Here is a 2,225-nt window from a genome sequence, read left to right as displayed (position 1 = left end):
GAACAGGGGATGGCGCAGGGGAAAGAACAAGGCTATCAGGATGGGCTGGCCAGAGGGAGCGAAGAGGGGATGCGCCTGGGGCGGGAAGACGGTAAACGCATTGCCCATACCGAATTCATGCTGGCGGCGCGGCCGCTGGAGAATCTGGTTGCACAGATGCAGAGTGCACTGGATGAACACGAAGAGCGTCGGCGTAATGAACTGCTACAGCTGGTGGAGAAAGTCACGCGTCAGGTGATCCGCTGTGAGCTGGCGCTTCAGCCAGGACAGCTGCTGGCACTTGTCGAAGAAGCATTGGGCAGTCTGCCGGAAGCACCGAAGCGGCTGCGTGTGTTGCTCAACCCGGAAGAGTTTGCCCGCATTAGCGAGAGTGAAGCCAGCAAAGTCAAAGAGTGGGGGCTCACGGCTGATCCGGATATGGCGGCAGGAGAGTGCAAAATTATCACCGAGTCGGCGGAAATGGATGTCGGCTGCGCCCATCGGCTTGAGCAGTGTATGGACGTTCTGTCTCAGAGTCTGTCTCAGTCGCAGGATGAGTCAGACCAGCCATGAGTATTCCATCGTCTTTTGATAAGGCCCTGAAATCGATCGAAAACATCAGCCTTGCCCGCGTCGCCGGAAGGCTGGTTCGTGCTAACGGTCTGCTGCTGGAGTCTCTGGGATGCCAGCTGGCGATAGGGCAGCGCTGCCAAATAGAGAGCCGCGCCGGCGAACTGATTGACGCTCAGGCGGTTGGCTTCGATCGGGATGTGACTTATCTGATGCCGTTCAAACAACCACAGGGTCTGATGGCTGGCGCCCGCGTATTCCCGGCGGAGAAACAAAGCGAAATACTGATTGGCGACGGCTGGCTGGGCCGGGTGATTAACGGTGTGGGTGAACCGATTGACGGGCGCGGAAAACTCGAGGGAGACACGGTATTACAGCAGCAGATCCCACAGATCCATCCGCTGACCCGTAAGCCTGTGGACAGTCCGCTGGACGTTGGCGTGAAGGCCATCAACGGTTTGCTGACCATCGGTAAAGGGCAGCGTGTCGGGTTGATGGCCGGATCGGGCGTGGGGAAGAGCGTACTGCTGGGTATGATCACCCGCTGTACCCGTGCTGATGTGGTGGTGGTCGGGCTGATCGGAGAACGCGGCCGCGAAGTGAAAGAGTTTATTGAACAGGCGTTGCAGGCCGCAGGAATGGCAAAATCGGTGGTGGTGGCAGCGCCAGCGGATGAATCACCGCTGATGAGAATCAAAGCCACTGAACTTTGTCATGCCATCGCGACTCACTACCGCGATCGTGGCAAAGACGTTCTGTTGTTAGTGGATTCACTAACACGTTATGCGATGGCGCAGCGTGAAATTGCGCTGTCACTGGGGGAGCCTCCGGCGACCAAAGGCTATCCTCCCTCGGCGTTTGGCATTATTCCCAGGCTGGTGGAAACAGCAGGAAACGCTGAAGGGGAGGGAACGATGACCGCTATCTATACCGTGCTGGCTGAAGGTGATGACCAGCAGGATCCCATTGTTGACTGTGCCAGGGCGGTGCTGGACGGACACATTGTTTTGTCCCGCCATCTGGCTGAAGCCGGCCACTACCCGGCGATTGATATCGGGCAGAGTATCAGCCGCTGTATGAATCAAGTGACAGAGAAATCGCACCAGCAGGCGGCCCGTGGGCTTAAACAGCTGTATGCCGACTATGTGGCCATTAAGCCTCTGCTTCCCCTCGGGGGCTACGTTGCAGGCGTGGATGCCGGGGCGGATCGCGCGGTTCGTCTCTTCCCTGCGGTAGAAAATTTTTTACGTCAGCAGGTGGACGAATGTCGCTCTCTGGAAAGCAGTTTTAGTGACCTCGAGACGCTGGCAAAGGCCTGACGTCGAAAATATAAAAAAAATCATAAGGATATGATCTCATGAGCCGCGAGCCGGAAAGCCTTCGTATATTGGAAATGCTGTATCAGATGCGTCAACGCGATGTGGAAAAAACCACTGGCAAGCTTATGCAGCAAAAGCAGGTCTGCCAGCGTTATAGCAACAACATTGAAGCCTTGAGTGCACTCAGCGACAGCAGCAGTGGGATGGCTGCCGGTGCTGCTCAGATGAATAACCAGGCGCGATTCAAAGCCACCATTCAGCGTGTCATCGGCTGGCAGGAGCAGGAGAAAGCGCTGGCCGTTATTGAGCATATGGCGATCCAGCGTGAGCTGATAGAGCAGGCCCGGCGTGAGATGG

3 protein-coding genes are annotated in these 2,225 nt (G+C 56.8%); all 3 read left to right on the top strand.

All coding sequences use genetic code 11. The annotated features are described in order from the left end of the window. A partial coding sequence (gene fliH / locus WH277_RS00830; RefSeq protein ID WP_339503822.1) for a flagellar assembly protein FliH occupies window positions 1–552 on the top strand: 552 nt, incomplete at its 5' end. Beyond that, entirely contained in the window at window positions 549–1,868 is a 1,320-nt protein-coding gene (gene fliI, locus WH277_RS00825) for a flagellar protein export ATPase FliI (protein ID WP_339456158.1), read from the top strand. The genes fliH and fliI, both read left to right, overlap by 4 nt. Window positions 1,869–1,906: 38 nt before the next feature. After that, window positions 1,907–2,225, top strand: a 319-nt coding sequence (locus WH277_RS00820; protein ID WP_339503820.1) for a flagellar export protein FliJ, incomplete at its 3' end; no start/stop codon positions are given.

It is taken from the genome of Erwinia sp. MYb416 (assembly GCF_037479575.1).
GTDB lineage: Bacteria > Pseudomonadota > Gammaproteobacteria > Enterobacterales > Enterobacteriaceae > Erwinia > Erwinia rhapontici.
This window is presented reverse-complemented; position numbering and strand designations above follow the sequence as displayed.

Excerpts from the sequence above, each read along its gene's own strand:
- fliI (WP_339456158.1), top strand. The coding sequence starts at position 549 with ATGAGTATTCCATCGTCTTTTGATAAGGCCCTGAAATCGATCGAAAAC.